The following is a 23,614-nucleotide window of genomic DNA, read 5'->3' as shown; positions in this document are numbered from 1 at the left end:
TCCGCCACCTGCACCGCTGCGCGAGATGAGCCGGGAAGCACGCCCTAGCCGTTGAAGGCCCGGATCCAGGCGAACACGCCCAGCACCAGCAGCATCAGCGGCAGGAGGCTCACCGCGAGCAGCACGTGCAGGATGTCCGCGGCCCGTCCCCAATACGGAACCAGGCGGTTACCCGGCACGATCCAGCCCGCCACCATCAGCGCCACGCCCACCAGCGCCACGCCCACGAACACGAGCAGCCGCCCGAAGAGCTCCTGCGTGGACAGCGCCAGGACCAGCACCGTAAAGCCGTAAGCGCCGGGCACCACCACCGATAGCCGGTGCCAGACGCCGCCGACGTCGCGGCCGTGCAGCAGCAGAACCGCGCTCAGCACCCCGGCCATCGTGTAGGTCGGCCAGCCCGGCTCGGTGAGCAAGCCGGTGACGCCCGCCGCGCAGATCACCCCGACCGCCAGGTACAGCGCGGTCATGTAGCGGTCGGCGACCACGGTCCGGTCCAGCACGTTGCGGCTCGGGTGCGGGTCGATGCCCTCCTGCAGCTGCTCTGAGTTCGTCGGCAGCGGCGGCATCCTCAACCCCGCGACGCGGAACGCGAGGCCCGGGATGAACGCGCCGAAGACCACCGCGATGACGGACGTCGCCGCCACTGCCTCCGCCAGGGTGTCGGTGACCAGCATCAGCAGCGCCATGATCACGCCGAAGACGCACACCACGAGCACGCCCAGGAACGCGTGCGGGTAGGTGCCGGAGGCCGCCAGCGCCAACACCACCCCGCCGGCGGCGGTCGCCGACGCGGCGAGCAGCGCCGCCATGCCGGTCGCCTCCGGGCCCGGCACGAGGAACCCTGCCAACGCGAAGAACGGCACCGCCGCCACGCCGAAAGCCGTGCCCGCGAAGGCGTCGCCGACCGCGCGCGACGCCGAGCCGGCGGCCGCCAGCAGCAGCAACGCGACGACACCGGCGGCCACCGACCGCACCAGCGAATCGCCGGGCAGCAGCAGCCCCAGCCAGATGACACCCGCCGCCACCAGCGTCAACCCGTGCAGCAGCCGCTTCGTGGCGGCCGGCTTCCAGGCACCGGGCCGCTCCTGCATCCCGGTCGCGACGCCGTCCACCAGATCGTCGAAGTGCACCGCGGGCATGGCTTCCTGCCGCGACCGCAGGTAAAGCGCCTGCCCGTCGTACAGCCCGAGGGTCTCCGGCGTTACCTCCTCGTCCAGCGGCTCGCCGCCGACGTCCTGCAGCAGCCAGCCGCCGTGCTCCAGGCCGGCTTCCTCGACCTGCGTTCCCGCGTAGCTGACGATGGTCGGCATCAGATCGATCAGCGGCACATCGGTGGGCACCGCGAGATCGAAGTTCCGGTCCGGCGACCGGATGGACAAGCGGCACAGGCCCGCAACCGTGCTGGTGCTCACCGGTTCACGCTCCCTTTTGGCGGAGAGTTCAAGGAATCCGACTGCGTCGGGCACCGGACCCATGCTTCGGTGCCCGACGCCGCCGGTGGCGCCTCGATCGCCCGGGGGACAGTTGCGTTCGAGGCGGAACGGCCGACGGCGCGGAGCAGGTTCGCGTTGAGACGAGTGCGCCGTCGTCCTGACCGAAACCATAGGGCGTGATTCGGCAATGGTGCTGTCGCCGATTTACGTGACCTGAAAATCCCCCCGCACCAGTGGAATTCTGCATTGGTCACAGTTTTCCCCAGCGGGAAGGGAATCCGCGTGAGCGTCACGCTGTTCCGCCGTCCTGAACGGCAACCCGGGCCGCCGATGCCGTCCGGCGAGCTGAACCTCCAGGAGCCCCCGGAGCTGCCGGAGGTGCAGAGCGGTTTCTCCGGGATGATCACCTACCTGCCGATGGCGCTGAGCTCGTTGGCGATGGTGATGATCTTCCTGCGGCCCGGCATGGGCGGCGGCGGCACGATCATGTACTTCGCGATGGGCATGATGGTCCTCGCCGCGCTCGGCATGCTCGCGGCGAACTTCCTGCGCGCGTCCTCCGAACGGAAGCGGCAGATGTCCGGGTCCCGCCGCGACTACCTTCGCTACCTCGGTCAGGTGCGCCGCCAGGTGCGCAAGACCGTGGTGGCGCAGCGCCGCGCCCAGACCTGGCGGCATCCCGAACCGACCGCCGTGTGGTCACTGGTGCGCACGTCCCGGTTGTGGGAGCTTCGGCCGGACCACCCGGACTTCGGCGAGGTCCGCATCGCCGTCGGCGACCAGCAGCTCGGCACCAAGATCGCCGAGCTGACCACCAAGCCGGTCGAGGACCTCGAACCGCTTTCCGCGCACGCCCTGCGCCGCTTCATCCGCGCCTACGCCACGGTCTCCGACCAGCCGGTCCCGGTCTACCTGCGGGCCTACGCCCGGGTGCTGCTGCGCGGCGACCTCGACGCCGCCCGCAGCATGGTGCGCTCGATCGTCGCGCAGCTCGCGGTGCTGCACGCGCCGCAGGACCTGCGGATCGTCGTCCTCGGGCGGGAGATGGCCCACTGGGAGTGGGCGAAGTGGCTGCCGCACTGCCTGCACCCGACCGACACCGACGGCGCCGGCCCCGTCCGGCTGGTCGCCGAGACCGCAGGCGAGCTGGAAGGCCTGCTCGGCGAACAGCTCGCTGGGCGGCCGTTCTTCGACCGGGACGCTATGCCGACGCACGACGAGCCCTACGTCGTGGTGCTCATGGACGGTGCCCAGGCCTCGCTCGGCAGCCGGATGACCGGCTCGGGCTACCGCAACGTCACCGTCATCGACCTCGGTGAAGCCCTGGACTGGCAAACCGATCCCCGCACCCTGCTCATGCGCGTCACCCCCGAGACCGCGGAGCTGGTGCGGATCGGGCGGGCGGGCAAGGAGGACACCTCCCCGATCGGCCGACCGGACTTCCTGAGCCCGGCCCGCGCCGAGTCCCTTGCCCGCCTGCTCGCCCCCTACCGGCTGGCCATCTCGACCGACACCACCGAGCCGCTGGTCTCCGACTTCGAGCTCACCACCCTGCTCAACATCAACGACCTGCGCGGCTACGACGTGGCGAAGGTCCACGCCAAGCGGTTCTCCGGCGGCGCGCGGCTGCGGGTGCCGATCGGCGTCACCGGCGACGGCACGCCGATCGAGCTGGACATCAAGGAGTCCGCGCAGGGCGGCCAGGGCCCGCACGGCATGCTCATCGGCGCCACCGGTTCCGGCAAGTCCGAGCTGCTGCGCACCCTCGTGCTGGCGCTCGCGCTGACGCACTCGTCGGAGACCCTGAACTTCGTGCTCGTCGACTTCAAGGGTGGCGCGACGTTCCTCGGCCTGGACAAGCTGCCGCACACCTCGGCGGTCATCACCAACCTCGCCGACGAAGCGTCGCTGGTGGAGCGCATGAAGGACGCCCTGCACGGCGAGCTGATCCGCCGTCAGGAGCTGTTACGCAAGGCCGGGAACTTCAGCTCCGCCACCGAGTACGAGAAGGCGCGCGCCGACGGCGCCGACCTGGATCCGCTGCCGACGCTGTTCGTGGTGGTCGACGAGTTCAGCGAGCTGCTCGCCGCGCACCGCGAGTTCATGGACCTGTTCGTGATGATCGGCCGCCTCGGCCGAAGCCTCTCGGTGCACCTGCTGCTGGCCTCGCAGCGCCTCGACGAAGGCCGCATGCACCAGCTGGAATCGCACCTGTCCTACCGGATCGGTCTGCGCACCTTCTCGGCGATGGAAAGCCGTGGCGTGCTCGGCGTTCCCGACGCCCACCAGCTGCCGTCGCAGCCCGGCGCCGGCTACCTCAAGACCGATGTGGACACCCTAATCCGGTTCAAGGCCGCCTACGTCTCGGGCACCTACCGGCAGGCGCGGCGCGAGGTCCGCCAGGCCGTGGTGGCCCGCCAGATCGTGCCCTACGGCACCTCCTACGTCCCGCCGCGGGAGCCGCCGATGCCCGAGGAACCCGAGGTGCCGCAGGAGGAGGGCGGCGAGTCGCTGCTGGAGATCGCCGTGCAGCGGCTGATCGACTCGGGGCCGCCCGCGCACCGGGTCTGGCTGCCGCCGCTGGACGTCTCGCCGACGCTGGAGCAGATGCTGCCGCAGCTGGCGATCGACCCGGAGCGCGGTCTGAACGCGGTGGACGCCGCGCAGCACACCCTGCAGGTGCAGGTCGGCGTGATCGACCGGCCGTTCGAGCAGCGGCACGAGCCGCTGCTGGCGGACCTGTCCGGCTCCGGCGGGCACGTGTTCATCGCGGGTGGCCCGCAGAGCGGCAAGAGCACCCTGCTGGCAACCCTGATCACCACGCTCGCGCTCACCCACACCCCGCGCGAGGTGCAGTTCTACGGCCTGGACTTCGGCGGCGGCATGCTCTCCTCGCTGGCCGGCCTGCCACACGTCGGCGGCGTCACCGGCCGCCTCGACATCGAGCGGATGATGCGCACCATCAACCAGGTGAACGCCCTGCTGGAGGAGCGCGAGCAGCGGTTCGCGCAGCTCGGCGTGGACTCGATGACCACCTACCGGCGGCGGCGCGCGGCCGGCGAGCTCGCCGACGAGCCCTACGGCGACGTGTTCCTGGTCGTGGACGGCTGGGCCACGATCCGCCAGGACTTCATGGAGCTGGTGCCGCAGTTCACCCTGCTCGCCACCCGCGGCCTGAACTACGGCATCCACCTCATCATCACCGCCACTCGCGGCGGCGAGGTCGCCTCCGGCCTGCGGGATCAGCTGGGCACCCGGTTCGAGCTGCGGCTCGGCGACGCGGTCGAGTCGACGATCAACATGCGCGCCGCGGCGACCGTGCCGAAGATCCCCGGCCGCGGTCTGACCGATGACCAGGCCCACTTCCTCGCCGGCCTGCCGCGCCTGGACGGTCCGGGCGACACCGCTGAGGGCACCCAGGAGCTGATCACCACCATCGCTTCCGCCTGGCACGGCCCGCCCGCGCCGCGGGTGAAGATGCTGCCGGCGGTCCTCGACGTCGCCGACCTGCCGGCCCCAACCGGTCAGCTGCGGGTCCCGCTCGGCCTGTCCGGCGAGGACATCGAGCCGCTGTGGCACGACTTCACCCAGCACCCGCACCTGTTGATCGCAGGCGATGACTCGACGGGCAAGACGAACCTGCTGCAGCACATCGCCGCCTCCGTCGCCCGCCAGTACACGCCGGACCAGGCGCGGATCACCTTCGTGGACTTCCGCCGCGAGCTGTTCGACGTGGTGCCCGAGGATTACCGGCTGGGCTACGCGGTTTCGAAGGACATCGTGCGGGAGGCGGTGGCGGGAACGTCTCGGGCGATGCGGGAGCGCCTGCCCGGCCCGGAGATCAGTCCGGCGCGCCTGAGCAAGCGCGACTGGTGGACCGGCCCGGAGCTGTTCCTGATCGTCGACGACTACGACATGCTGAGCTCCGATCCGAGCGACAACCCGTTCGTCCCGATGCTGGAATGCCTCGCGCAAGGTCAGGAGGTCGGCCTGCACCTGATCGTCGCCCGCAGCGCCAACGGCCTGTCCCGCGCCATGTACGACCCGCTGGTGCGGCGGCTGCTGGAGGTGAACACCCCGGCGGTGCTGCTGTCCTGCCCGCCGTCGGAGGGCCAGGTGTTCCACGACGTCCGCCCGAAGAAGCTCCCGACCGGCCGAGCGCAGTACATCACCCGTCGGAAGACCGTCCAGCTCCAGACCCCGCACCGGAAGAACCCGGCGTAACGCCCTGCGGGAACGGCGGTCCTGCCGGTAACTGTCCCGTCCGCATGACTTCCGGACAGTTACCGGCAGAACTGCTCCCGGTGGTCGGGTGGCCGCCCGGCGGTTTCCGGCGAAACCGCCGGGCGGGGGGAGCTGAGGAGGCGGCTCACCGGATAGTCTTCGGCTCTGTCGGGATTGAGCGGAGGCGGGCGGTGGACAGCGGACCTTCCAGCGCGGGCCAGGACGCGGTACGCCGGCGTCGGGTGCTCGTGGTCGAGGACGATCCGATGATGGCCGAGGTCATCGCCAGCTACCTCAACCACGCCGGGATGCTGGTCGCAGTGGCCAGCGACGGCGTCATGGCGCTCGACGGCTTCGCCGCCTTCAACCCGGATCTGGTGATCCTGGACCGGATGCTGCCGCGCCTCGACGGCACCCACGTGTGCCGCAAGCTGCGCGAGCAGAGCTCGGTGCCGATCATCCTGGTCACCGCGCTCGGCGAGCAGGACGACCGGATCCACGGCCTCGAACTCGGCGCCGACGACTACGTCACCAAGCCCTTCAGCCCCCGCGAGCTCGTGCTACGCGCCCAGGCGCTGCTGCGCCGCTCCGCGGCTCAGCAGCAGGCGCCGCCGGAACCGCCCTCCCGCCTCCAGCAGATCGAAGACCTGACGTTCGACCCGACGACCCGCCAGGTCACCAAGGCGAACAAACCGCTGCGCTTCACGGGACGAGAACGCGACCTGGTGGAGTTCCTCTTCGCGAACCCGGGAAAGACGTTCCGCAAGGACGAACTGATGCAGCGGGTGTGGCAGTGGCAGGTGGGCGACTCATCGATGGTGAGCGTCTACGTCCGCCGGCTCCGCGAGAAGATCGAAACGGACCCGGCGAACCCGACGATCCTGACAACGGTCTGGGGAGTCGGCTACCGCTTCGGCCCCAGCCGGCCATAACCCGAGCTACCAGCGAAGACCTCGAAGCCCGCCAACGAAAGCGGCCCACTGAGCCCGGGAGAACACCAAGGTCCCCCCGTCCCGGTCCTTCGTATCCCGAACCCCGACAAGGTCGGGAGCCAAAGCAACCTCGACGCAGTTGCCTTCAGCCGCACTGTAGGAAGACTTCAACCAGCCCACCTCGACGCAATCCGACTGGCTCCCGCTGTAGGAGGACTTCGACCAGCCCACCTCCACGCAGTCGCCTTCTGCACCGCTGTAAGAGGACTTCCGCCAGCCGGCTAACTCAGGAGTCATGTCGCGCCTCGCTCTCGTACTGCCGCACGTACTGGTTCAGTATCTCCCGTGAAGCAGCCTGGTCGGACGCCTGCGTTTCGAGCAATTTCACTGCATCCAAGAACAAGCTGACGTCTTCAGGCGCATCGATGAATGCGCCCGACCGCCGCGCCTCCAGGTACACCACAGGGCGGGACTTGACGAACTCGTACAGCACGAACGCTCCGCTCAGCCCTGCATGCGCACCGAGCGATCGAGAGAGGACCTGCACGGTTACGTTCTCAGCATCGCTTGCGGAGACGACGTGACGAAGTTGCTCCGCCATGACGCTTGGGCCACCAACAGGCCGCCCGAACACTGTCTCGTCTATGTAGACGCGCAGCTCGACGGGGTCCCGCTGGCTGAGAATGCCTTGTCGCATCTGGCGAATCGCCACGCGTTCCTCAAGTACGGCATCGTCGACACCAGAAGACTCCATGATCTGCCGCGTGTATGCGCGAGTCTGAAGCAAGCCGGGTACCAAGTTCAGCGACACGTTGGTGATCCGCTTGGCGCGCTGCTCCGCGTCGATGAGTGCGGTCAGTTGTTGCGGCAGGTCTCGGCCGAGCTCCCACCAGGCAGGTTCGCGGATGTCCCGGGCCATCTTCAGCAGGCGTTCGCGGTCCTCGCCCTTCATCCCGAGGACGCCGAGCATCGCTTCGACGTTCTGCACCAGGATTCCGCGTCGCGCGGTTTCGATGCGGCTGACCTTCGCCTCGGACCAGCCCAGCACGCGAGCTAACTCGCGCGCGGTCAAGCCCGCCGCGTTGCGAGCTGCCCGAAGTTCCTTCGCCAGAGCGCGCGCTCGTGGGGTGTCCGACATGGGCACAGCTTACGAGCGCCCTACCACCCGTTTGATCTCGCTCTTTCGTGTAATTGATCACTTTGCCAGAGTTCGGGCAAACTTGCCTAAACCGTTCCAGAAAGGGAGCCCGGATGTCCGACTACTTGACCTACGTCTGGCGCCCGGTCACGGGAGGCCGCCACGCTTTCCCCATCACAGCAACGAAAACCCCTGCGGGCGTGCCGGTGGCGGCGTTCTGCGGAGCAGAAGCGGATGCAGTGGAGTTGCACGATCGCTCCGAAGTGGACTGGATCCGCGAGGACACCTGCATGGACTGCTGGCGGCGGATCACCGCCGGGTGGGCCACAGGCCCGTGAGTGCTTTGGGGCGCTATGACACCCCAAAGCACTCACGGGCATTGAGCAGCAGAAACAGCAACTTCCAAGGCAAGGGGAAACCATGTTCTGGATTCAGCTCAGCACGTTCGTCCTGTTCAACCTGCTGATCCTCGCCCTGCTCACCACCCGAACCATCGCCTTCACCACAGGCCAGCACGCCGGAGGCGGCGAAGGCGCCTACACGGTCTGGCACCTCATAGCCGACATCCAAGCCGAAACCCGAGAAGAACACGGGCCGGAACACGAACATCCCCGCATACCACCGGAATTCCCCACCACCGACCCAGACGAACCCACCGGACGCCACCACCTGCGCACCTGAACCCTCGTGAGCGTTCACTCCGGTTCTTACCGGAACCAACACTCACGAGACCCACCTCCCGAAGTGAACGCTCGTGAGTGCTGACTCCGGTTCTTACCGGAACCAACACTCACGAGTCCTGACCTCCCGAGCCGGGCCGGTGCGGTGACCTCCCCGACCTCCGCCGCACCGGCCCACCCCGGTGACCGGGCGCGACACGCCCCCCGCCCCACGCGCCCGGTCACCGTTGACCAGACTTCGAGGGCTCTTCGAGCCACGCCCGGTTGCCCGCCGCTACGTCACTGCGGGCCGGGAGGCGGGCGATGAAGCGGCAGCCGTCGGTGACCTGGTCTATCCGGATGTCTCCGCCGTGCGCCCGAATCAGGCCACGGGTGATCGCCAGGCCGGCGTCGCCCGGCTCGACGGAGTCGCCGAGATCCATGAGCCCTCCGCAGCCGTCGACCACGATCACCTCGATCTCGTCGCCCGACACCACCGCCGTCACCGTCACCGGCTCGCCCGGCACCGTGTGCCGCACCGCGTGCATCACCAGGTTCGTCAGGGCTCGCGTCGTCACCGCGATGTCGACCAGCACCGGGTCGGTCGCGCTGTCCAGGCCGACGCCGTGCAGCCGCACTCCGCGCTCCAGGGCGACCGGAAGTGCCGTCGCCAGCGCCGAATCCAGCAGGTCCGCCAGCCGGGTCGGCATCCGCTCCACCGGCGCCGCCTGGATGCGCGCCAGCTCGAAGAGGTCGCCGGTCACCCGGTTCAGCCGCTGCGCGCCGCCGACCAGGCTCTCCAGGTATCGCTCGGGCTCCTGCGCCACTCCGTCCCGCAGCGCTTCCGCGGCGGCGCGGATGGTGGCCAGCGGGGTGCGAAGCTCGTGGGAGATGGCGGTGATCAGCTCGCGCTGCGCGCGCCGCAGATCGGCTCGGCCCTGCTCCGCTTCGATCAGCGCGTTGCTCGCGGCCGTGAGTTCTTGCCGCAGCCAGCGGAGTTCCGGCTGCGGGTAGCGGCGCGTCCACCGCCCGAGCGCCCACCCGGCCGCACCCGACGCGAGGCACACCGCGACCAGCGCCTTGCTCACCCTGGCCACGTCTGGTCACCCCTGAGATCTGCTCCATTGGCGGCGGTAACCGCTCGCGGTGTGGGACGCGGCTCGCACCGCTGCCGGTTCCCGTGAACCTTCCCGCGGGGTTCTCCGCGAGTTCGGTCCTTCGTGCTGTCGGGGATCCCAGCGCGGGACGGCGTGTCAGGTTCCGCCACCCGCACCGCTGCACAAACCACTCTCGAAACGCTCCTTAAGCGCGTTCGCCGGGTCCGGGTGGGACGGCTGGCTCTCCGATTAGTCCGCTCCATTTAACCTTCCGGCAACCACGCTCCGGGAGTCCCATGAAAAGGGGTCGGCGGGCGACGTTGTTGGGACTAACGCTCGCGCATCGCGCCAGGCAGGCTGAGACCACCGTTTCAACCCAAAGCGGATTTAGCGGTCGCTAGCGGCCGGATCCGCGCGGCCGATGGAGGAGAGTGGCGTGGCACGGCCTGTGCTTTCGGTCCGCCCGGAGGGGCCCGACGGTCATCGGACCATCACGGCGGCATTGGAGCAGGCCCGCCCCGGCGCGGTGATCTCGGTGCATCCCGGTCGCTACCAGGAGAACCTGGTGATCACCAAGGTCGTCACCATCACCGCCGCCGAGGGCTCGCGCACCGTGGAGCTGGCGCCGGTGCGCGGCAGCGCGGTGCGGGTGGTGTCCGAGGCCGTGCAGCTCAGCGGCCTGGTGCTGCGCGGACGCGACCCGGAACTGCCCACTGTGGACGTTCCGCGCGGCCAGGCCGCGATGGACGACTGCGAGGTCACCGGATCGGCCTGGACCGCGGTGCTGGCAAGGGAATCCGGCTCGCTGGCGATGCGCGACTGCCGGGTGACCAACGCTTCCGGCGCCGGCATCGTCGACACCTCCGAGGCGGGCAGCGTCGTCGAGGACAGCGTGATCGAGCATCTCGGCAGCTCGGCGATCGTGATCAGCGACCGCGCCGCGCCGACGATCCGCCGCTGCGTGCTCCGCGACAGCCGCGGCAACGGGATCTGCGCGAACGCCGAATCCCGCGCCACCGTCGAGGACTGCCAGATCTCCCGCACCGACAAGCCCGCCATCGCGCTGGAAGGCGCCAGCAGCACCACCATCAGCAACACCTTCGTCAAGGACGTGGCGATCGGCGCCTACCTGAACAGCACGGGCCGCCCGACGCTGCGGGACTGCTCGATCACCGGCACCCGGGAGCACGGCGTCGTGGTGCTCGGCGGCAGCGAACCGGTGCTGACCGGCTGCCGCGTCGGCCGCAGCAAGGCGCACGGCCTGCTGATCACCGACAAGGCCAAGGGCAGCTACGAGGAACTGCGGGTGTTCGGCACCAAGCAGGCCGCCATCCACGTCGGGGAGTTGGCCGGGCCCGTGTTCCGCGAGACCACGGTGCACGACAGCGCGAAGGACGGCGTGGTGCTCACCGACGAGTCGGTCGCGGAGTTCGACCGGCTCGAAGTGCGCGACGTCGAGGGCACCGGGATCAGCGTGGGCGCCGGGGCGAACCCGATGCTGCGCCGCGTCACCGTGCAGGAGGCGCGCGGCGACGGGATCGCGGTGTTCGGCGGCGGGCACGGCCGGCTGGAGGACTCCGAGATCGGCGAGGTCGGCAAGGTCGGCCTGCGGATCGGCGAGGACGCCGACCCGTACGTCAGCGGCACCGTGATCCGGGCCGCCACCGGCGTGGCAGTGGAACCCGGCGGCACCGGCATGTTCCGGGACTGCGAGATCCGGGACTGCACCGGCGACGGCGTGACCGTCGCCGACCACGCGGAACTGACCATGCTGCAGAGCAAGATCCGCAACAACGAAGGCCACGGCGTGCTGGTGAGCAACGGCGGGCGCGCCACGCTCGACGAGTGCGAACTGGTCGACAACACCCGCGACGGCGTCCGCGTCGAGACGACGGAACCGGTCTCGGTGACCAACTGCACGGCCACCGGCAACGGCGGCTCCGGCGTCAACACACCGAACAGCGGCGGCAGCGGCGCCGACCGGCTGGAGATCGAGAACCTGGACAGCCGCGACAACGCCAACACCACCGACACGGAGGCCGGGCCGCTGGTCGAGCTGGCCGCACTGGTCGGCTTGGACGGCGTCAAGGAGCAGGTCACGACGCTGGTGAACCTGACCGAGATGGCCAAGCGTCGCGAGGCGGCCGGGCTGCCCGCGCTGCCGATGAGCCGGCACCTGATCTTCGCCGGGCCGCCCGGCACCGGTAAGACGACCGTCGCCCGCCTCTACGGCGAAGTGCTCGCCTCGCTCGGCGCGCTGCGCAGCGGCCACCTGGTGGAGGTCGCGCGCGTCGACCTGGTCGCGCAGATCGTCGGCGGCACCGCGATCAAGACCACCGAGGCGTTCAACAAGGCGCTCGGCGGCGTGCTGTTCATCGACGAGGCGTACACGCTGAACGCGCAGGAGGGCGGCGGCCCCGACTTCGGCCGCGAGGCGGTCGACACGCTGGTGAAGCTGATGGAGGACCACCGCGACGACGTGGTGGTCATCGCGGCCGGATATTCCGAGCAGATGCAGGGATTCCTGGCCTCCAACCCGGGCCTGGCGTCGCGGTTCAACCGCACCATCGAGTTCGAGAACTACTCGGTGCCCGAGCTGGTCACCATCGTCGAGCGGATGTGCCAGGCGCACAGCTACGAGCTCGGCGACGGCACCCGCGAGGCCCTCGAACAGCACTTCGGGCGGATGCACCGCGGCGCCGACTTCGGCAACGGCCGCGCCGCCCGCAAGCTCTTCGAGGAGATGATCGACCGGCAGGCCGTCCGGCTGGCCGCGCTGCCGGATGCCGGCCAGGAAGAGCTGTCCCGGATGCTGCCCGCTGATGTGGGCGCCGAGCCGGAGCCCGCGGCGGATGACAAGCCGTCGGCGCTGACCCGGCTGCGCGAGATGATCGGCATCAGCTCGGTGAAGTCGGCCGTGGAAGACCTGGTCAACCTGCTGGAGGCCAACAAGCGGCGGGTCGCCGCGGGCCTGCCGACGCCGAAGATCAGCAACCACCTGGTGTTCGCCGGGCCGCCCGGCACCGGCAAGACCACGGTGGCCCGGCTCTACGGCGAGGTGCTGGCCGGGCTGGGCGTGCTGCCGACCGGCCAGCTGGTGGAGGTCGCGCGCGCCGACCTGGTCGGCAAGTACATCGGGCACACCGCGCAGCTCACCCGCGAAGCGTTCGAGCGGGCGCGGGGCGGCGTGCTGTTCATCGACGAGGCGTACACGCTGACGTCCTCTGGCGGCAACGACTTCGGTCGCGAAGCGATCGACACGCTGGTGAAGCTGATGGAGGACCACCGCGACGAGGTGGTGGTGATCGTCGCGGGCTACCCGGCGGAGATGCAGGACTTCCTGGCGTCGAACCCGGGCCTGGGCTCGCGGTTCTCCCGCCACGTCCAGTTCGAGGACTACACGGCATCGGAGCTGGTCAGCATCTTCGAGCGCACCGCGGAGACCAACGGCTACGAGTGCGACGAAGACGTCCAAGCGGCGCTGCTCGACCACTTCGAGCAGGTGCCGCGAGACCGGAACTTCGGCAACGCCCGCTACGCCCGCCAACTCCTGGAGTCGACGATGACCCGCCAAGCGGGTCGGATCAGCAGCCTCCCCACCCCGACCCTCGACGACCTCCGAAACCTCCAACCCTCCGACCTCCCCCTCTGACGCCCCACCGCGCAGGAGCGAAGGAAGGGGCCGGGCCTGCGTTTCCGCAGGTGGAGACCCGTGAGTACTTTGGGTCGCTATAGCGACCCAAAGTACTCACGGGTCCTGAGCAGGCGAAGTGCCGTCACCGGAAGGTTCTCGTGCCCTCAGCCCAGACCCCGTCGGTCAGCGAGCTGAAGCGAACGGCCTGTTCACTCCGTCTATCGGGACGAACGGTCCGTTCACCCCACCTCCCACCCATCGACAACCTGAAGCGAACGGCCTGTTCACTCCGCCAAACGAGACGAACGGTCCGTTCGCTCCGGCGGGGCGATCCCCTTTTCGGGACGTGTTGCCGGTGGGCACCAGGGCCTAGCTTCGGGGCGTGCGAACTTGTGCCAAGTGGGCGGCCGTTCTCGGGGTGATATCGGTGCTTTCCGCGCCGGCGGCGAGCGCCGCGCCGGAGCTGCCACCGATCACCCAGGTCCTGTCGAACTCCCAGGGCTGCCGCACGGCATCCACAGTGGACACCAACGACATCCCGTGGGCGCAGGCGATGCTCCGCCCCGACCGCGCCTGGCAGCACGCGAACGGCGCGGGCGTGACGGTCGCGGTCGTCGACACCGGCGTGGACGCGACGTCACCGGCCCTGGCCGGTCGGGTCGCCAACGCCGGAGAGGACTGCGTCGGCCACGGCACCTTCGTCGCGGGCCTGATCGCCGCCGCACCGCGCCAGGGCGGCGGATTCACCGGCATCGCACCCGGCGCGCACGTCCTGGCCGTCCGCGCCACCGACCAGGCGGGCAACGCCACGGCCGACGGCGTGGCCAACAACATCCGCTCGGCCGTCGCGGGCGGCGCCCGGATCATCCAGGTCTCGGCCTCGGTCGCCGAGGGCAGCGACGCGCTCGCCGCCGCGGTCCGGGACGCCACGGCGGCCGGAGCCGTCGTCATCGCGCCCGCTTCGACCGGCGACCCGGACAAGGCGGTCCCGTCGTTCCCGGGCGCTTATCCCGAGGTGCTCGCGGTCTCGTCGATCGCCCCGAACGGCGCCCCGGCCCGCACCTCGGCGCCGCAGATCAAGGTCGACCTCGCCGCGCCGGGCTCGGCGATGACGGGCATCGGCCCGCGCGGCAACGGCCTGTTCATCTCGGGCGGCGACGCGGTGGCGGCCGCGCAGGTCTCCGGCACCGCGGCCCTCGTCCTGTCGTACCGCCCGGCGCTGTCCCAGCAAGAGGTGGTGCGCCGGCTTCGCGACACGGCCTACCCGCCGCCCGGCGGCGCCCCGGACCCGCTGCTCGGCAGCGGAGTCATCGATCCGGAGGCGGCGCTGACGGCGGAATTCCCCGCCGCAGAAGGAAAGCCGCCCGCCATCCCGGCAGCCGTCCACATGCCACCGCCGGCCGATCCGACCCCAGAGGTGACGGCGGCAGTGGTGGCAACGGCAGCTGCTGTCGTGATCGCAATCGTGACGATCGCGGCGGTGATCATCCCGCGAGGCCGAAAGCGCGGCTGGCGCCCAGCCTCCTGAGCCTCCTGTGCGGTCAGCCGCCCAGGAGCAACGGTTTCACGGGGCCGTGAGTCTTTTGGGCTGCTGTAGAGGCTGTTTTGGATGTGGTGACGTGCGGATGTGGTAACGCGGGCGTTTTGTCTTTGAAGCGGCGCAGCCGCTTAGCCCACCCACGCAACCGGCACCGCCGCGGGTTCTCAGAGGTCTTCTCGCGAGGACAGCCCCGACGCGACGTATTGGACATACGTGTGTCGGGGATCCCACAGCCGAGAAGACCTCTGAGGTTCCGCCACCCGCACCGCTACGCAGGACGAGTTTGGAAACAGGCTCTATAGCGACCCAAAAGACTCACGGCCCCGTACCTGCAGGAACGTTGCTCCTGGGGCCGAAGCTCCAGACAGCACTCACAGCCTGGCCACCGAAGCGGTCAGACGCGCGTCGGTTCCGGGGCGATGACGAGCTTCGTGCTGCTGACCCGCTCGTGCCAGCCGAGCGCGGCCACCATCGCCACCACGATCACGAACCCGATCCACTGGGTCGCGCTCAACTCCGCGCCCAGCACGAAGACGCCGATGATCGCCGCCGTCGCCGGGAACGACAGCTCGGCCAGCGTCGCCCGCGCCGCGGGCGTGGTGCTCAAACCGATGTAGTAGAGCCAAAGCGCGAGCAACCCGGGAATCAGCGCCAACAGCACCAGCCCGAACGCGTTGTGCCAGCCCACTGCCACCGGCGACCCGCTGAACAGCAGGATCACCGCCGTCGCCGGCAGCCCGATGGCGAACCGCAAGGTCGTGACGTCCCGCGCGGGAACGCTGCGGCTGACGAACCGCCCCAGCACCGTCCCGGCCGCCCACAGCACCGCGGCGCCCAGCGCCAGCAGCGCGGGCACCACCTGCGAAACCTCGATGTGCAGCGGGTTCTTGAACGCCAGCAGCCAAGCCCCGATCAAGGCCGGGATCGCGAAGGCGAAGTAGCGCCCGCGCAACTTCTCGCGCAGCAGGGCGAACGAGGCGACGGCCGCGAAGATCGGTTGCAGCTTCTGCAGGACCAGCGGCGTCACCGGATCACCGAACTTGAACGCGGCGGTGAACAACGCTGTCGCGAGCGCGGACGAGCCGACCCCGACGACGACGATCGCGACGCGTTCCCGCCAGCCGCAGGCCCGCAGCGCCCGCCACGCGCGCGGCAGGAACGGCGCCAGCAGCGCCACGATGATCACGTGCTCCCAGAACACCACGCTCGCCGACGGCAGGCTCGTCGCGAGCGGCTGCCGCCACAGGGCATCCGTGCCCCACATCGCGGTGGCCAACGCCACCAGCCAGGTCCGATCCGCACCCCGCGATAACCCCATGCCCACAATCTATGATCTTGCGCCGCCCGCGCCGCCGGCCGCTCGCCATCTGGGACGCGAAGCGGCCACGATCCGCGGATTTCGTACCCCTGTTCGCACGACAGGACATGGACCGCCGGCACCCATACGCTCGTTTCGGGCCACCGCTGGACGCCGGTTTCGGCGCGTCGGCGATCACGGGCAGAATCGGCGTCGATTCAGACAGTAACGACAAAGGACGGAAACCTCATGCTTCACCAGAGCACTCGACTGACCGGTTCGATCTTCGGCCTGTGCACGGCGGCCGTGCTGCTCGCCGGATGTGGTGGCGGACAGGCCCCGCCGGCGCCCGGGCAGAGCCCCGAGCAGCCCGCGTCCCAGGAGCACGGCGAACACCAGGCTGCCAAGCAGACGTCGGCGACCTTCGAGCCCTACAAGGAAGGTGCCACCGCGATCACCTACAACCCCGAGCAGGTCCCGGCCGGTTCGCACGTCAACCTGTCCTCGGAGCGCACCAACGGCCAGACCAAGATCACCGTCGACGTCGAGGGCCTGCAGCCGAACCGCGACTACGGCGCCCACGTGCACACCAAGCCGTGCGGCCCCACCGGCGAAGACGCGGGCCCGCACTTCCAGGAGAAGGCCGACCCGGTGAAGCCGTCGGTCGACCCGGCCTACGCGAACCCGCAGAACGAGGTGTGGCTGGACTTCCACACCGACGCCCAGGGCAACGGCACGGCCACCGCGGAGGGCAACTGGTCGTTCGACAACCGGCAGGACGCGAAGTCCTTCGTGATCCACGAGATGCACACCCACACGGAGCCCGGCAAGGCCGGCACGGCGGGCGGCCGCCTGGCCTGCACCAACGCCACGTTCTGACGCACCAAGCGCTGGGCGCCTCCGACCCGAGACTCGGAGGCGCCCTTCTCTCGGCCCAATTCTTTAACTGAGCACTCAGTTAATTTGCTAGTCTGGTGGCATGGCTCGAACAGTCGACCCGGAACGCTCCGCAGCGCGACGCAAGGCGATCACGCAGGCGGCCGCGACGTTGTTCGCGGAGCGGGGCTTCGAGAACACGTCCGCAGCGGAGATCGCGAAGGCTGCGGGCGTCAGCTCGGGGAGCGTCTTCTACTACTTCGCCGACAAGCGCGCCGTGTTCCGCTCGGTGTTCGAACAGGACCTGCCCGCGTCCCGCGAGCTGGTGCGGCGGTGCACCGCGGGCGAGGACCCGGTGGCGTCGATCCTGACGATGGTGGACGAGCTGGCGGTCGAGGCGATGGATCCGATCGCGCCCGGCCTCCTCGTCGAGATCCTGCGGCAGGCCGGCAAGGACCCCGAGTTGGCGCAGGTCATCGGCCAGAACACGGCGATCCTGCGCGCGGGGTTCGCGGAACTCGTCGAGCGCGGCATCCGCACCGGAGCCATCGACCCGGCGCTGGATCCGGATGAGACGGCGGAGGCGATCGAGGTCGTCATCGACGGCGCCTTCGTCAACGCCGACCCCGACCGCGACCCGCGGCCGATGCTGCGCCGGATCGTCGCGAAGTTGCTCTCCCACCCGTGCGAACCCGCTGGAGAACCCGCATGACCACCACCGAAACCTCCGTGACCCTCCGCATGTCCAACGCCGTGCTGTGGCTGCTCGGAATCGGCTGCGGCGCCGCGGGCTTCGGCCTGGGATTCCTCGTCAAACCGGTCGTGGAGTGGATCGTCGACGCCGTGGGCGATGCGCCGGGCCCGCTGCGGCTGGCCGCCGCCCTGCCGACCGTTTGGGCGGTGCCCGTCCTCACCCTCGTCGGCCTCCTGATCGGCGCCTGGCTGGCGAGCATGGCGCAGAAGGAAAGCCTGGTGCTGACGGTCAACGCCGCGTGCGTCGGCCTGCGACAGGACGGAGCCGACCGCCACATCCCGCGCGACGCGATCGCCTCGGTGTTCCTGGACGGAAAGGAACTGGTGCTCCTCGACGCGCGGACGAAGCAGATCGCCCGCCACAAGGCCTCCGACCTCTCCAAGACCAACGTGCGCGCCACCCTCGAACGCTTCGGCTACCCGTGGGCGGGCATGAGCGATCCCCACGAGCAGGAGTTCCAGCGCTGGACGGACGGGCACCCGGATCTCGACGAGCACGCCAACGGGCTGCTGCGCGCCCGCGCCCGGGCGCTGACCGACAAGCAGGCGGGCGCGGCGGCGGACCTGGCCGACCAGCTCCAGGCGGTGGGCGTGGTGCTCCGCGACCGCGACGGCGCCCAGCAATACCGCCGGGCCCGCTGAGTGGGGAGTGTTTCGGGCACAGATGACCGCGCGCCAGCCTGTCGCCGGCCCGCATGGCGGCAGGCTCCGCCGCGGTCACATCGGACGGATCACGCCGGACCGGACCAGGTCGTCGTAGTTCGCGACGATCTCCTGCTGCACGATTTCGGGCGTGAGCGCGTCCGGCCCGTACTTCTCGTGCAGGTCGATGCCGAACTGCACGGCGGCCTGGTCCGTCGGGTCGGTCCGGTCCTGCGTGCCGTAGTCGGCGACGTTCGCGCCGGCGTGCAGCTCGTCCTCGCTGAACCCCGCCTCCAGCCCGACGTAGCCGTAGTGGATGTTCGACCACGTGTCGTACCGGATCTCGCCGGGCACCCCGGGAATGGGCGTGTACGTGTTGTCCTCGACCGTCATGCCCAGGATCTTCGACTTGTGGTCCCACTCCCCACCCGGCTTGACGAGGTTGCCCCAATCCACGTAGGCCCCGGCCTTCTCCAGACCGCTGAGGACTCCGCCGGACCGGTTCTTCTCCTGCAGGTCGAGCACCCTGGAATCCTTGGAGTTGTTGACCATCTCGTCGGTCATGTACTCCACGATGTCGCCGAACTCCCCGAACGCGTCCCCGGGTTTGCGCTGACTGGTCACACCGGAATCGAGGTACTCGACGGCCTGGGTGGCGTCCGCCATGATCTGCCGGACCTTGATGGCCACGTCCGCGGCGAACGAGCCGAGCCTCTCCCGCATCTTCGGAAGCGCTCCGTACGCTTCGCTGTTGCTCCAGATGAGGTGGCTGATCTTGTTCTTGGTGTCCTCGACGATGTTCGCGAACAAGGTGGCGTGATTGCTCTGCTGCACGCAACTCAGCCGCACCACACCGGTCGCGGCAACGATGTGGCCGACGTGCGTGGCGAACACCTGCCCCGCCGAGTCCGGCCACGCTTCGCCGAATTCTCCGGAATGGACAGGGAGCGTGGTGAACGCCAGCGAGGCGTCGCGCCAGGATCCGGCCAGGTCGCGCATGCGGTCCTGGTCGGTTTCGGGCCACCACCAGAACTCGGCATCCGTCGATTTCACGGCATTCCAGAGTCCGTTCGGATCGGCCGGTTCCGGGATGAACACGATCCCTCCTATCGAGGAAAACAGCCGGTGGCGTCCTGCTGGGCGAGGAAGTAGAGCGCCACCGCGTCCGTGCCGTTCTTCCCCTGCGTCAGCCACCGCCCCGGCAACGGATCGGCCAGGGCGAGAACGGATTCCCGGGCTGGGCCGTATTCGCGCCGGAACGCACTCCCCAGCGGATCGCGGCCGATGCGCGACTCGCTCGACTCGATCGCCGCCCGGTGCCGGCTCCACCCGGTCTGCATGTCCTCGCCGACCGCGGTGAGGACCCGGGACAGGTGCTCGAAGTCCTCTGGCTTCATGTGGATGCAGTTGGGATCCGCCATGTTTGAAAGCGTGAACCGCCGGAAGCCCCGCCGCGGCAGGCTGACCGCTTCCGGCCAGCGCCCGCACCGCCGCGCCGGGCGGCGAACTGCCGACCGCGCACTATCCCGCGTCCAGGTGGCGGCGCAGCACGTCGTAGGTCGGGGCGAGCTCGCGCAGGACCGCAGCAGCTGCGCGGTCGTCGCCGGTGACCAGCGGGTGCTGGAGCGCACCGACCAGCCGCGCCTGCTCGGTGATGACGACCGCCGCCCCGGTGCGACCGACCCGGTGCAAGCACGTCGCGGCGTCAGCCAGCCGCCGCGCGCCAACGCGGATCACGAAGTCGACGAGCAGTTCGCGCATATCGTCCTCGCAGCCGGATTCGAACAGCTCCGCCAGGGCGAGCGCGGCGGTGCCGCTGCCCGGTTCGGCGCGCAACCAGTGGGCCGCGCGGTCGAGTGATGCGCGGATGGCGTCATCCGGATCGACCTGCGCGGTCCGATGGAAGTTCGCGCGCAAGGTGAACGGCTCGCCGTAATCGATGGTGTCGCCTCGCCACGCCGCGACGAAGTCGCTCACCGGCAGGCGTGCGTACGGGTACCCCTGCGGGTCGTGCAGCAGCACGTGCTCGTCGTCGATGCCGAGTGCCACGAGGTAGTGGTCCGCGCCGACGGGCCCGGTCATGCCCGGCTGGTACCGCAGATGTCCCATCTCGACGGGGCCGACCATGACCGGACCGTTCGCCAGGCTCGCCGAGAGACGATCCAGCGCGGCATCGACGTCACCTCCGCTGGTGGACTCCGCGGCCCAACCGAGGGCTGCCATGGCGTCGTCCACGCCGATCTCGGGGTTCCAGCCGGGCGGATCGAAGAACGGCTGCGACCCGCCGACCAGCTGCACGCCGAACGGGCTCCCGGTCGCCGTCTCCACGACACCGACGTCCGGCGCATCCGCACCGATCATCATGACGAGGCTGTGCGAGTAGCAGTACGGCCCTGAGCCGCGATAAGCGATCATACGGACAAGATGGCCTTTTTCGTGCGAAAACACCACCAGTGCGGCAGGTTCGGAGCGCCTTCCGCCCCCGGCGCGACCATCGAGGTCGCGGGGGCTGAAGGTCGTTTCGGGCGTCAGCGACAATGGGGAGCGTGACCGCCACCTTGTCCAAGCCCGCCTTGAAGATCGGCCCCTACGAGGTCGATCCGCCGGTGGTGCTCGCGCCGATGGCCGGCATCACCAACGTCGCCTTCCGGCGGCTCTGCCGGGAGTACGGCGCCGGGCTGTACGTGTGCGAGATGATCACCAGCCGCGCGCTGGTCGAACGGCACCCGAAGACCCTCGAAATGATCACCTTCGACGCGGACGAGCACCCCCGCTCCATGCAGCTCTACGGCGTCGACCCGGTGACCATGGGCAAGGCCGTGCAGATGATCGTCGACGAGAACCTCGCCGACCACGTCGACATGAACTTCGGCTGCCCGGTGCCGAAGGTCACCCGCAAGGGTGGCGGCTCCGCCCTGCCGTACAAGCGGCGGCTGTTCGCCGAGATCGTCTCGGCCGCGGTCCGCGCCGCCGAACCGGCGGGCATCCCGGTGACGGTGAAGTTCCGCATCGGCATCGACGACGACCACATCACGTACCTCGACGCGGGCCGCCTCGCCGAGGAGAACGGCGCCGCGGCCGTCGCGCTGCACGGCCGCACCGCGGCCCAGCGCTACTCCGGCACCGCCGACTGGACCGCCATCGCCCGGCTCAAGGAGCACGTCAAGACCATCCCGGTGCTGGGCAACGGCGACATCTTCAGCGCCGACGACGCGCTCCGGATGATGGCCGAGACGGGCTGCGACGGCGTGGTGGTCGGCCGCGGCTGCCTCGGCCGCCCGTGGCTGTTCCGCGACCTGCAGGCCGCGTTCGCCGGGCAGCCGATCCCGCCCGGCCCGGCGCTGGGCGAGGTCACCGGAGTGCTCCGGCGGCACGCCGAGCTGCTGGCCGACCACATGGGCGAGGAGAAGGGCCTGCGCGACCTGCGCAAGCACATGGCGCAGTACCTGCGCGGCTTCCCGGTCGGCTCCGACCTGCGCCACCAGTTCGGCCTGGTGTCCAGCCTCGCCCAGCTCGACGACCTGCTCGCGCAGCTCGACCCGGACATGCCGTTCCCGGCCGACGGCGAGGGCCCGCGCGGCCGCCAGGGCTCGGCGGGCAAGGTCGTGCTCCCGGAGGGCTGGCTGGACGACCCGGAGGACGCCACCGTGCCGGTCGGCGCGGAGATCGACAGCAGCGGCGGCTGAGTGGCCGCGCAACGCACCACGACCCCCGATTCCGTTGCGGCGCGCCGAATTCGCCACCGATCGATTTTCCTCGTCGGCGTGTCGGCGGTGCTTTTCGCGGCCGGATGTGCCCGGCAGCCAACCGAATCCGAATCGCTGCGACTGTCCAAGCAGTACTTCGCGGACAACAACACCGCCGCCGCGCAAGGACCCCAGGCGCAACAGGAGTTCTTCCGGCGCACGCAACATGCCGATTTCCAGGACCAGAACTGCGATCTCGGAACGATCACGGTCGAACTCGACCCGGCATTGTCGACGCTGCGGCCCGATCCGGGTTTCGCCCCGGACGGCGTCCGGCCGCGCGGCGAGATCTGGGTCGTCGGCGTCGAGGTGACCACCAGGACAGCGGGCAGCACCACCGGCCACCAGATCGGTTCGCAACACCTCGTGCTGCTGGACGGTCGAATGCACGGATTCGCGCCTTGTCCAAACGGGTAAATGGTTGCGCACTCAAGCGCTGTAACGCGAAGGACGGGCGAAACCGATGAAGTTGCAATGTGGTGACGAGAAACACACACTGGTCTGCTCGTCCGTGCGGGTGGGTCCGTTCCGTTTTGCTTCCACACACACCCCTCCGCCCGGTACACATCCTAAGCAGCTGCAGATTCGCGCGGCGCTCGCCAATTCGGACCAGGCCAGGGTCAGCCGGTTGAGCGAATTAGGGCGGTGCGCGAGTCAGACCAGCTCAAGCGATCCGTCCCACCCGACGACACCACGGACGGGAGGTGAGTGCGATGACCGGACTGCGCAACGGTTTCGCCGGGCCGGAGCCACTGCGTGACGACGACCCGCCCACCGCGCTGCCTCCCGGCCGGCGCACCCGCCAGGACCTGGCCAACGGGACCGGGATGGCGGAGCTGCACGAATCGATCGCGAACCTGCTGGCGTCGCGCGGCCAGTGGCGGCAGGCGTACCACCACCTGCGGTCGGCGCTGGACCTGAAGTCCACTGCGGATGCGCCGCGGGTGCCGGAGCAGCTGCGGCACGAGGTCAACCGGCTGCGCCGCGAGCACGCCGAGGCCCGCGAGCAGAGCCTGCGGGACAGCCTGACGGCCAGCTACAACCGCCGCTACCTCGACGAACGGCTGGCCGACCTGCTGGACGACCACGTCGGCACCGACGACGGGCTGGCCGTGGCACTGGTCGACCTGGACTGGTTCAAGCAGGTCAACGACACCTACGGGCACCTGCTCGGCGACCGGGTGCTGCAACGCGTCGTCGACCTTCTGCAGGAGGTGCTGCCGACCGGCGCGTTCTGCGCCCGCTACGGCGGCGAGGAGTTCGTCCTGGTGCTGCCGAACATCGAGCCGGCGGCGGCAGTGGCGGTGTGCGAGACGGCCCGCTCCCGGGTGGAGCGGTTCCCGTGGGCGCAGATGGCGCCGGGGCTGCGGGTGACGGTCAGCGTCGGCGTCGCACACGAGCACACCGCGGCCGATTCCGCGCCGGTGTCGGCCGAACAGCAGTTGCTCAGCGCGGACGCGCTGCTCTACGCCGCGAAGCAGTCGGGGCGCAACGCGGTCGCGTACCGGACGGGGGCAGAAGTCCGATTGGCCGGAATTGCGGCCGGGGGGGGGGGGGGGGGGGCGGGCGGGGGGGGGCGCCGGGGGGGGGGGGGGGGCCGCCCCCCCCCCCACCAGGGCGGCTGCGCCCCCACCCCCCCG

The 23,614-nt window shown here is 69.8% G+C and carries 20 protein-coding genes; 12 read left to right on the top strand and 8 right to left on the bottom strand.

What is annotated here, in order from left to right:
* Positions 1-44: 44 nt before the first annotated feature.
* Positions 45-1,415: a type VII secretion integral membrane protein EccD gene (gene eccD, locus AB0I53_RS15820; protein WP_358602501.1), complete on the bottom strand. Its 1,371-nt coding sequence runs from the start codon at positions 1,413-1,415 to the stop codon at positions 45-47.
* A gap of 303 nt (positions 1,416-1,718) precedes the next feature.
* Here eccD and eccCa point away from each other — a divergent pair, with 303 nt between their 5' ends.
* Together eccCa and AB0I53_RS15810 are read left to right on the top strand one after the other, a co-directional pair.
* The gene (gene eccCa / locus AB0I53_RS15815; protein ID WP_358602498.1) at positions 1,719-5,660 is read left to right on the top strand and encodes a type VII secretion protein EccCa; all 3,942 of its coding nucleotides are present in this window, start codon (positions 1,719-1,721) and stop codon (positions 5,658-5,660) included.
* A gap of 191 nt (positions 5,661-5,851) precedes the next feature.
* Positions 5,852-6,592, top strand: coding sequence for a response regulator transcription factor (locus AB0I53_RS15810; protein WP_358500904.1), 741 nt, complete (start codon positions 5,852-5,854; stop codon positions 6,590-6,592).
* A gap of 6 nt (positions 6,593-6,598) precedes the next feature.
* Here AB0I53_RS15810 and AB0I53_RS15805 read toward each other — a convergent pair whose 3' ends face one another.
* Positions 6,599-6,889: a DUF397 domain-containing protein gene (locus tag AB0I53_RS15805; RefSeq protein WP_358602495.1), complete on the bottom strand. Its 291-nt coding sequence runs from the start codon at positions 6,887-6,889 to the stop codon at positions 6,599-6,601.
* Positions 6,879-7,730, bottom strand: a complete 852-nt coding sequence (locus AB0I53_RS15800) for a helix-turn-helix transcriptional regulator (RefSeq protein ID WP_358602492.1) — start codon at positions 7,728-7,730, stop codon at positions 6,879-6,881. Before AB0I53_RS15800 ends, AB0I53_RS15805 begins: the two co-directional genes overlap by 11 nt.
* A gap of 113 nt (positions 7,731-7,843) precedes the next feature.
* Between AB0I53_RS15800 and AB0I53_RS15795 the strand changes: the two genes are divergently transcribed.
* Both AB0I53_RS15795 and AB0I53_RS15790 read left to right on the top strand, forming a co-directional pair.
* Positions 7,844-8,068: a zinc finger protein gene (locus tag AB0I53_RS15795; protein ID WP_358500909.1), complete on the top strand. Its 225-nt coding sequence runs from the start codon at positions 7,844-7,846 to the stop codon at positions 8,066-8,068.
* Between the two features lie 82 nt (positions 8,069-8,150).
* Positions 8,151-8,411 carry a hypothetical protein gene (locus tag AB0I53_RS15790; RefSeq protein ID WP_358602489.1) on the top strand — a complete coding sequence of 87 codons (261 nt, stop codon included), beginning with the start codon at positions 8,151-8,153 and terminating at the stop codon, positions 8,409-8,411.
* Between the two features lie 220 nt (positions 8,412-8,631).
* Here the strand turns inward: AB0I53_RS15790 and AB0I53_RS15785 are convergent, their stop codons facing one another.
* Entirely contained in the window at positions 8,632-9,486 is an 855-nt protein-coding gene (locus tag AB0I53_RS15785) for a HAMP domain-containing sensor histidine kinase (RefSeq protein ID WP_358602486.1), read from the bottom strand.
* A gap of 436 nt (positions 9,487-9,922) precedes the next feature.
* Between AB0I53_RS15785 and AB0I53_RS15780 the strand changes: the two genes are divergently transcribed.
* The gene (locus AB0I53_RS15780) at positions 9,923-13,138 is read left to right on the top strand and encodes a right-handed parallel beta-helix repeat-containing protein (RefSeq protein ID WP_358602483.1); all 3,216 of its coding nucleotides are present in this window, start codon (positions 9,923-9,925) and stop codon (positions 13,136-13,138) included.
* A 364-nt stretch (positions 13,139-13,502) separates the two neighbouring features.
* Positions 13,503-14,648, top strand: coding sequence for a S8 family serine peptidase (locus tag AB0I53_RS15775; protein WP_358602481.1), 1,146 nt, complete (start codon positions 13,503-13,505; stop codon positions 14,646-14,648).
* 406 nt (positions 14,649-15,054) lie between these two features.
* Here AB0I53_RS15775 and AB0I53_RS15770 read toward each other — a convergent pair whose 3' ends face one another.
* Complete coding sequence (locus tag AB0I53_RS15770; protein WP_358602478.1) at positions 15,055-15,978, bottom strand: DMT family transporter; 924 nt, start codon at positions 15,976-15,978, stop codon at positions 15,055-15,057.
* A 228-nt stretch (positions 15,979-16,206) separates the two neighbouring features.
* Here AB0I53_RS15770 and AB0I53_RS15765 point away from each other — a divergent pair, with 228 nt between their 5' ends.
* The 3 genes from AB0I53_RS15765 (at position 16,207) to AB0I53_RS15755 (ending at position 18,228) form a co-directional block, all read left to right on the top strand.
* Positions 16,207-16,836 carry a superoxide dismutase family protein gene (locus AB0I53_RS15765; protein WP_358602475.1) on the top strand — a complete coding sequence of 210 codons (630 nt, stop codon included), beginning with the start codon at positions 16,207-16,209 and terminating at the stop codon, positions 16,834-16,836.
* 100 nt (positions 16,837-16,936) lie between these two features.
* Positions 16,937-17,545 (top strand): TetR/AcrR family transcriptional regulator, encoded by a 609-nt coding sequence (locus AB0I53_RS15760; RefSeq protein WP_358602472.1) that lies wholly within the window; start codon positions 16,937-16,939, stop codon positions 17,543-17,545.
* On the top strand, positions 17,542-18,228 hold the full coding sequence (locus AB0I53_RS15755) for a hypothetical protein (protein WP_358602470.1): 687 nt from the start codon (positions 17,542-17,544) through the stop codon (positions 18,226-18,228). Before AB0I53_RS15760 ends, AB0I53_RS15755 begins: the two co-directional genes overlap by 4 nt.
* Before the next feature lie 75 nt (positions 18,229-18,303).
* Here AB0I53_RS15755 and AB0I53_RS15750 read toward each other — a convergent pair whose 3' ends face one another.
* The 3 genes from AB0I53_RS15750 to AB0I53_RS15740 all read right to left on the bottom strand — a co-directional run bounded on the left by AB0I53_RS15750 (position 18,304) and on the right by AB0I53_RS15740 (position 20,643).
* Positions 18,304-19,326, bottom strand: a complete 1,023-nt coding sequence (locus AB0I53_RS15750) for a polymorphic toxin type 44 domain-containing protein (protein ID WP_358602467.1) — start codon at positions 19,324-19,326, stop codon at positions 18,304-18,306.
* Positions 19,327-19,334: 8 nt separating this feature from the next.
* Positions 19,335-19,649, bottom strand: coding sequence for a hypothetical protein (locus AB0I53_RS15745; RefSeq protein WP_358602464.1), 315 nt, complete (start codon positions 19,647-19,649; stop codon positions 19,335-19,337).
* A 100-nt stretch (positions 19,650-19,749) separates the two neighbouring features.
* A complete protein-coding gene (locus AB0I53_RS15740; RefSeq protein WP_358602461.1) occupies positions 19,750-20,643 on the bottom strand; it encodes a hypothetical protein in 894 nt (297 codons plus the stop codon).
* A gap of 122 nt (positions 20,644-20,765) precedes the next feature.
* Between AB0I53_RS15740 and dusB the strand changes: the two genes are divergently transcribed.
* From dusB to AB0I53_RS15725, 3 genes are all read left to right on the top strand, one after another.
* Positions 20,766-21,914, top strand: coding sequence for a tRNA dihydrouridine synthase DusB (gene dusB, locus AB0I53_RS15735; protein ID WP_358602458.1), 1,149 nt, complete (start codon positions 20,766-20,768; stop codon positions 21,912-21,914).
* A gap of 78 nt (positions 21,915-21,992) precedes the next feature.
* The gene (locus tag AB0I53_RS15730) at positions 21,993-22,391 is read left to right on the top strand and encodes a hypothetical protein (RefSeq protein ID WP_358602455.1); all 399 of its coding nucleotides are present in this window, start codon (positions 21,993-21,995) and stop codon (positions 22,389-22,391) included.
* A gap of 296 nt (positions 22,392-22,687) precedes the next feature.
* A partial coding sequence (locus AB0I53_RS15725) for a GGDEF domain-containing protein (RefSeq protein WP_358602452.1) occupies positions 22,688-23,614 on the top strand: 927 nt, incomplete at its 3' end.

This window comes from Saccharopolyspora sp. NPDC050389 (assembly GCF_040655595.1).
Lineage (GTDB): Bacteria > Actinomycetota > Actinomycetes > Mycobacteriales > Pseudonocardiaceae > Saccharopolyspora.
Note: the sequence above shows the minus strand (reverse complement) of the source record. Positions and strands in the feature narration are given on the sequence as shown.

What these genes read in the sequence shown, in the direction of transcription:
- AB0I53_RS15805 (WP_358602495.1), bottom strand. Translation starts at nt 6,889, where the DNA reads ATGACTCCTGAGTTAGCCGGCTGGCGGAAGTCCTCTTACAGCGGTGCA.
- AB0I53_RS15800 (WP_358602492.1), bottom strand. Translation starts at nt 7,730, where the DNA reads ATGTCGGACACCCCACGAGCGCGCGCTCTGGCGAAGGAACTTCGGGCA.
- AB0I53_RS15795 (WP_358500909.1), top strand. Translation starts at nt 7,844, where the DNA reads ATGTCCGACTACTTGACCTACGTCTGGCGCCCGGTCACGGGAGGCCGC.
- AB0I53_RS15790 (WP_358602489.1), top strand. Translation starts at nt 8,151, where the DNA reads ATGTTCTGGATTCAGCTCAGCACGTTCGTCCTGTTCAACCTGCTGATC.
- AB0I53_RS15770 (WP_358602478.1), bottom strand. Translation starts at nt 15,978, where the DNA reads ATGGGGTTATCGCGGGGTGCGGATCGGACCTGGCTGGTGGCGTTGGCC.
- AB0I53_RS15765 (WP_358602475.1), top strand. Translation starts at nt 16,207, where the DNA reads ATGCTTCACCAGAGCACTCGACTGACCGGTTCGATCTTCGGCCTGTGC.
- AB0I53_RS15760 (WP_358602472.1), top strand. Translation starts at nt 16,937, where the DNA reads ATGGCTCGAACAGTCGACCCGGAACGCTCCGCAGCGCGACGCAAGGCG.
- AB0I53_RS15755 (WP_358602470.1), top strand. Translation starts at nt 17,542, where the DNA reads ATGACCACCACCGAAACCTCCGTGACCCTCCGCATGTCCAACGCCGTG.
- AB0I53_RS15745 (WP_358602464.1), bottom strand. Translation starts at nt 19,649, where the DNA reads ATGGCGGATCCCAACTGCATCCACATGAAGCCAGAGGACTTCGAGCAC.
- AB0I53_RS15740 (WP_358602461.1), bottom strand. Translation starts at nt 20,643, where the DNA reads ATGATCGCTTATCGCGGCTCAGGGCCGTACTGCTACTCGCACAGCCTC.
- dusB (WP_358602458.1), top strand. Translation starts at nt 20,766, where the DNA reads ATGGGGAGCGTGACCGCCACCTTGTCCAAGCCCGCCTTGAAGATCGGC.